This is a genomic window from Mesorhizobium sp. M0119, assembly GCF_040322615.1.
Classification (GTDB): domain Bacteria; phylum Pseudomonadota; class Alphaproteobacteria; order Rhizobiales; family Rhizobiaceae; genus Mesorhizobium.
Window position 1 is genome coordinate 45,059 of sequence record NZ_JAMYTU010000037.1, and the last position, 6,379, is coordinate 51,437.

Annotated in this window: 7 protein-coding genes; 6 read left to right on the forward strand and 1 reads right to left on the reverse strand. The window is 64.0% G+C overall.

What is annotated here, in order from left to right:
• Nucleotides 1-2: 2 nt before the first annotated feature.
• Genes NKJ40_RS25380 through NKJ40_RS25390 form a run of 3 tightly spaced genes read left to right on the forward strand, consistent with a single transcriptional unit; the run spans nt 3 to nt 2,819 of the window.
• Complete coding sequence (locus NKJ40_RS25380; RefSeq protein WP_352468425.1) at nt 3-911, forward strand: heme/hemin ABC transporter substrate-binding protein; 909 nt, start codon at nt 3-5, stop codon at nt 909-911.
• A 5-nt stretch (nt 912-916) separates the two neighbouring features.
• Nucleotides 917-2,020 (forward strand): FecCD family ABC transporter permease, encoded by a 1,104-nt coding sequence (locus NKJ40_RS25385; protein WP_352468426.1) that lies wholly within the window; start codon nt 917-919, stop codon nt 2,018-2,020.
• Nucleotides 2,021-2,030: 10 nt separating this feature from the next.
• A complete protein-coding gene (locus NKJ40_RS25390; RefSeq protein ID WP_352468427.1) occupies nt 2,031-2,819 on the forward strand; it encodes a heme ABC transporter ATP-binding protein in 789 nt (262 codons plus the stop codon).
• 156 nt (nt 2,820-2,975) lie between these two features.
• On the opposite strand, the gene rirA is transcribed toward NKJ40_RS25390, so the two are convergent.
• Nucleotides 2,976-3,437, reverse strand: a complete 462-nt coding sequence (rirA, locus tag NKJ40_RS25395; protein WP_023676431.1) for an iron-responsive transcriptional regulator RirA — start codon at nt 3,435-3,437, stop codon at nt 2,976-2,978.
• A 191-nt stretch (nt 3,438-3,628) separates the two neighbouring features.
• Here rirA and NKJ40_RS25400 point away from each other — a divergent pair, with 191 nt between their 5' ends.
• From NKJ40_RS25400 to NKJ40_RS25410, 3 genes are all read left to right on the forward strand, one after another.
• Complete coding sequence (locus NKJ40_RS25400) at nt 3,629-4,933, forward strand: DUF445 domain-containing protein (protein WP_352468428.1); 1,305 nt, start codon at nt 3,629-3,631, stop codon at nt 4,931-4,933.
• Between the two features lie 83 nt (nt 4,934-5,016).
• The gene (locus NKJ40_RS25405) at nt 5,017-5,445 is read left to right on the forward strand and encodes a phasin family protein (RefSeq protein WP_352468429.1); all 429 of its coding nucleotides are present in this window, start codon (nt 5,017-5,019) and stop codon (nt 5,443-5,445) included.
• 138 nt (nt 5,446-5,583) lie between these two features.
• Nucleotides 5,584-6,081 (forward strand): MaoC family dehydratase, encoded by a 498-nt coding sequence (locus NKJ40_RS25410; protein WP_352468430.1) that lies wholly within the window; start codon nt 5,584-5,586, stop codon nt 6,079-6,081.
• Nucleotides 6,082-6,379: the final 298 nt, after the last annotated feature.

Sequence of the window (6,379 nt, forward strand, 5' to 3'; positions counted from 1 at the left end):
CGATGGTTCTTTTCTCCAGGCTGGCATCGGTCTCCAGGTCGACGCTTGGTCCTGCGGCCGCTGTTTTGCTGGCGTTCGCCGCGCTGATGCCGGCTCAGGCCGCCGAAGGCATCGCGACTTTCGCCGACCGCTCGAGGATCGTGGCCATCGGCGGCTCGATCACCGAGATCGTCTACGCGCTCGGCGAACAGGATCGCCTTGTCGCGCGCGATTCGACCAGCCGCTATCCGCAAGCGGCGTCGGAACTGCCTGATGTCGGCTACATGCGCCAGCTGTCGCCGGAGGGCGTGCTGTCGGTCAATCCATCGGGTATATTGGCCCTGCACGGCAGCGGACCGAAGGAAGCCGTCGACGTGCTGAAGAAATCGAGCATCCCGTTCATCGAGGTGCCCGAGCGCTATGATAATCAAGGCATTCTGGAAAAGATCCACATCGTCGGCAAGGCGCTCGGCGTCGAGGCCAAGGCCGATGCCCTGGCAGCCCAGATCGACGCCAAGCTGAAGGCAGCTGAAAAGCAGACCGCCTCGATCAAGGAGCGCAAGCGCATCCTGTTCGTGCTGTCGATGCAGGGCGGCAAGCTGCTTGCCGCCGGCAGCGACACCGCAGCCGACGGCATTATCAAGCTTGCGGGCGGCATCAACGCCATCGACGGCTTTGCCGGCTACAAGCAATTGTCGGACGAGGCAGTCATCACCGCCAGGCCCGACGTGATCCTGATGATGAACAATGCCGGACCGGCCACCGCGGATGACGAATTGTTTTCGAACCCTGCCGTGGCTTCGACGCCGGCGGGTGCCGCCCGCAAGCTGATCCGCATGGACGGCGGCTATCTGCTCGGCTTCGGCCCGCGCACGGCCGACGCCATCCACGATCTCGCCGTCTCGCTCTATGGCGGCCAGGTCACGGATTGAGCGCGATGGCCGATCATTCGATCGCCGGTGCGGCGGGCATCATGACGACGGCAGCCGAGGGTGACCGTTCGCGGCGCGCCCGCCTCGTCGTCGTGCTGCTCTGCGTCGGGCTGGCTATCGCCGCGCTATTGTCTCTGACCTCCGGCGCATCCGATGCCTCGGCCATCGGCGTCATGCATGACTGGCTGTTCGGCGCGTTGCCCGGCGACGCGGCATTGAGCGCCCGCGACCGCCTGATCATCCATGACATCCGTCTGCCGCGCGTCATTCTGGGCGTACTGGTCGGCGCATCGCTTGCCGTCTCCGGTGCCGTCATGCAGGGGCTGTTCCGCAATCCGCTGGCCGACCCCGGCCTGATCGGCGTTTCGGCCGGATCGAGCCTCGGTGCGGTCGCCGTCATCGTGCTTGGCTCGACCATGCTGGCGCCGCTGACTTCGGCGCTCGGCACGATGGCTTTGCCGCTGGCTGCGTTCTGCGGCGGGCTGGCGACGACATTGCTGCTCTATAAGGTCGCGACACGGCAAGGCCGGACCTCGGTCGCCACCATGCTGCTCGCCGGCATCGCGCTGGCGGCGCTTGCCATGGCGCTGACCGGCATCCTGATCTTCATGGCCGACGACCGGCAATTGCGCGACCTGACCTTTTGGCAGCTCGGCTCGCTGGGCGGCGCAACCTGGCAGAAGATCGGCTCGGGCGGGCCGGTCATCGTGCTGGCGCTGGCGGCAATGCCGTTCCTGGCGCGCGGCCTCAACGCGCTGGCGCTCGGCGAGGCCACGGCCGGCCATCTCGGCATTCCGGTGCAGCGGCTGAAATACACCGCGATTGTCGGCGTCTCGGCAGCGGTCGGCGCGTCGGTCGCCGTCAGCGGCGGCATCGGTTTCGTCGGCATCGTCGTGCCGCATCTGCTGCGTCTGCTGATCGGCCCCGATAACCGTTATTTGCTGCCGGCATCGGCCCTGCTCGGCGCCGCGCTGCTGCTGTTGGCCGACGCCGTTGCCCGCACCATCGTTGCCCCGGCCGAATTGCCGATCGGCATCGTCACCGCGGTCGCCGGTGCGCCGTTCTTCCTGTGGATCCTGCTGCGCAAGCGCGGCGTCATCGACTTGTGAAAGTTTGCCTATGATCGAAGCGCGCGATGTCTCGGTGGCGATCGGCGGCAAGCGCATTGTCGCCAATGTCGATTTCGAGGCGCGGCCCGGCGAAATCGCGGCCATCGTCGGCCCCAACGGTTCGGGCAAGACGACCTTCCTCCGAGCACTGTCCGGCGATCTTGGCTATTCGGGAGAGGTCACCGTCAACGGCCGCCATCTATCCGCGATGAAGCCGGTCGAGGCGGCGACGGTGCGCGCGGTGCTGCCGCAGGCGACGACGCTGTCGTTTCCGTTCACCGTGCGCGAGATCGTCAGGCTGGGCCTGGTCGGCGGGCGCTCCGGCGCGCTGTCCGGCGAGGACCAGCGCCTGCCCGAACGGGCGCTGGCTCGCGTCGACCTCGACGGTTTCGCCGGCCGCTTCTACCAGGAGCTGTCCGGCGGCGAACAGCAGCGCGTGCAGCTTGCCCGCGTACTCTGCCAGGTGTGGGCGCCGGTGCTCGACGGCAAGCCGCGCTATTTGTTCCTCGACGAGCCGGTGTCCAGCCTCGACATCAAGCACCAGCTGATCATCATGGACATCGCGCGTGATTTCGCCAGACGGGGAGGCGGCGTGGTCGCCATCCTGCACGACCTCAATTTGACGGCAATGTATGCCGACCGGATTTTCGTCATGCATCGCGGCAGGCTCGCCGCTACAGGTTCGCCGCAGCAGGTGCTCAGCGACGAGCTGATCGAAAAGGTCTTCGATTGCCGGCTGAAGGTCGGCGTGTTGCCGGCGGCAAACATGCCGTTCGTATTGCCGCAGTCGGTCTGTTGATATTCAGGTGATGCCGGCCTGCAAATGGCGGTTTCCTGCGCTTCCGGTACTCACGTACCCAAACGTGCGCTCCGTTCCGGTTCTCGGAACCCACCATTTTCGGCTCGGCCTGACCTGAATCTCAACAGACCTCACCAACTGAGATGCGACCAAAAATCAGGCGGCCGGCGCCCTTTGCACCAGCATGTCGATGCCGAGCAGGTGGCGCACATTCGGGCGCGCCGCCACTAAATCAGCGATCGTGTAGCGCGACAGCACGGCGAAGAAGGCGTTGAGCGCTTCGCGCAATGCCGAATTCAGCGCGCAGCTGTCAACCAGCGGACATTCGGCGGCGTCGTTCTCGAAGCACTCGGCCATGGCAAAGCTTTCCTCCGTCACCCGCACGACATCGAACAGGCTGATTGATTCGGCCGCGCGGCCGAGCCTGACGCCGCCATTCCTGCCGCGCACCGTTTCGATCAGGCCGTTTTCGACCAGCGGCTGCAGGATCTTGAACAGGAAAAGTTCCGATACCGAATAGGCGGCGGCGATCTCGGGGATGCGGCTCAACCGCTCGGTGTTGGCGGCGCAATACATCAGAATGCGCATGGCGTAGTTGGTCTGACGGGTAAGCCGCATTGTGTCCTCACATAACAGTGGTTGGCGTCAATATGGCCTATAGTTTGGAACAATTCCAGACTGGCGCTGCATAATAGATGAATTCCGGCGTCAAGTTTGCGTGCACGATTGCGCGCACCGGAACCAGCGGCGCGCTTTCTGGGGCAGGCGACACTAGATAAGTTCGCATACACGATCAGGAGCGGCCCATCATGTCACGACCAGCCCCGGCATTTGCATCCGTCGCGTCCGTCCGGTTCGACGCCGATGCCGACGCCAAGCTTTCGGCGCTCAGGCGCACCAAGTTCGTTGCCGCCGCAGCGCTTGCGTTTTGCGTGCTGGTCTTTGCGGTGGCGAAATCGCTCGAGAGCCGGCATGCGTGGTTGGGCTTCGTCGCCGCTTTCGCCGAGGCGGCGACGATCGGCGGCCTGGCGGACTGGTATGCGGTGGTGGCGCTGTTTCGGCGGCCGCTTGGCCTGCCGATCCCGCATACGGCCATCATCCCGGAAAACCAGAATCGCATCGCCGACAATCTCGGCCGCTTCATCGAGGTGAATTTCCTGGCGCCGGAACCGGTGCGCGAAAAGCTCGCCGAGGTCGACTTTTCCGCGCTGGTCGCGGACTGGCTGGCCGACCCGAACCGCGCCGCCGATTTGTCGCGCTTCGTCGGCCGGCTGGTGCCGCAGACGCTGGCGGCGGTCGAGCAATCCGGACTGCGCGGCTTCGTCACCAGCCGTATGCTGGAGCAGATCGAAAAGGTGCCGCTGGCGCCGCTCGCCGCCGAGCTGCTGTCGGCGCTGACTGACGATCGCCGCCACCAGAAATTATTCGACGAGTTCACCAAGGTGGTCGGCCGCTTCCTGAGCGACGAGCAGGCGCTGGCGACGATGCGCGAGAAGATCCGCGAGGAACTGCCGTCGCTGTTCAACCTGTTTCGCGCCGACGCCTATCTGTTGAAGAAGATCATTGCGTCGGCCGGCTCGCTGCTCGATGAGGTGCGGGCCGATCCGCACCATCCGATGCGAGCCGAATTCGACCTTTTCGTCGAAACCTTCGTCGAGCGGTTGAGGACATCCAAACAATATGCCAGGCGCGCTGAAAAGCTGAAGCGCGATTTCCTTGCCCGGCCAGAGCTCAGCGCGCTGGCCGGCGATATGTGGGACAGCCTGCGGCTGTTCATCGAACAGGACGCCAAGGCGCCGAATTCGATGATCCGCGACCATCTCGCCACCATGTTCGTCGAGGTCGGCCGCCATCTTGCCGACGACGCGCAGATCAGGGCCGACATGAACCAGGGGTTCATCGTGGCGCTGGCGTCCTTCGTCGAAAGCCAGAAGAGCGGCGTGTCGAAGTTCATCGCCGACCAGGTCAAGCGCTGGGACCTCGCGCAACTGACAAAGCTGATCGAAATGAACATCGGCAAGGACCTGCAATATATCCGCTTCAACGGCATGATCATCGGTGGCCTTGCCGGGCTCGTGCTCTACACCGCCGAACGGCTGTTTCTCGTCGGCTGACTCGTCCGAATGGACCGCTGGGCTTCGCTGCACTATCTTCCGTGCAGTGGCGGCGTTCACGGCAACAGGGGGAGAGAACCAGCATGGCAAAACGACCGGAGTCCGAGTCCTTCATCGACATGTTCGGCAAGTTCGGCCGCGACCTGAAGCTGCCGAATGTCGACGTCGAGGCGATCCTCGCTCACAACCGCAAAAACTTGGAAGCGCTGGAGAAGTCGGCACGGGCGAGTGCCGCCGGAGCGTCGGCGCTGTTGTCCAGGCAACGCGAGATGCTGCAGGACACGCTGCGCGAAATCACCGACATGGCACAAAGCTACAGGGCGCCCGGCAATCCGCAGGAAATGATGCAGAAGCAGGCGGCGTTCGCCAGGAAATCCTTCGAGACCGCGCTGAAGAATGCTGGCGAGATGGCCGAACTGGCGAGGGCGTCCGGTACCGAATCGATCGAAATCCTGCGCAGCCGCATCAAGGAGGCGATTGAGGAGATCCGCGCCGGCCACGACAAGAAGTAAGCTGTTCCCCGGCAGCACGCTTGCCGGCGGCGAAGACCGGCGGTTCGCGGCCGAAGATTATGGGCTGGAATCGCACTGGCGAATTGACAGGGGCGGCCCGTCGTGGTCCGGAACAGGCAAGCGATCGGGAAAGCAGGAATGACGCAGATACGGCCGAGGACGCCGCCGACCTTCGAGCAACTCAGGGCGATGGCCGGGCAGGAGTTGGGCGTCTCGGACTGGACACTGGTCGATCAGCACCGCATCGACCAGTTTGCCGATTGCACTGGCGATCATCAATGGATCCATGTCGATCCCGAGCGGGCGAAGCGGCAAAGCCCGTTCCGTACCACGATCGCGCATGGCTATCTGACCCTGTCGATCATCGGCGCGCTGGCGCTCGAGATGGGCATCGTACCCGAAAACACGCAGGCCGCGTTCAACTACGGTTTCGACAAAGTGCGCTTCGTGGCGCCGGTCAGGGTCGGCTCGCGAATCAGGCTGCGCACCACGCTGTTGTCGATGGAAGACAAAGGCCCGGGGCAATATCTGATGAAAGCTGCCAATACGGTCGAGATCGAAGGCGAGCAGAGGCCGGCGATGACCGCCGAGACGCTCGTCATGCTTTACGCACGCCGCAAGCGGGCCGGCACCTGAGAGACCGTTTGGAAACTCTACTCTGGCGGCCATCTGATGGCGTTTTCTGCGCTTCCGGTGCTCATATGTGGACGGCCCCCTGCTTGCAAGGATTGGTTCGGATAGTTTGATCGGATCGCTTGCGCTCATATGTCCGGCCTTTTTGCGCGCCGGTTTGTGAGCGCTGGCCAAGATGGGCTACGCGGATAGCGAGTTCCAAGCATGGACACGGCATCGGCTGCCGGTGAGCACCTCGGAGTGTCTCGCTGGTCCCGGTTCGATCGGTCACACCCATCTTCTCCTCTACTTGCAAGTTCCG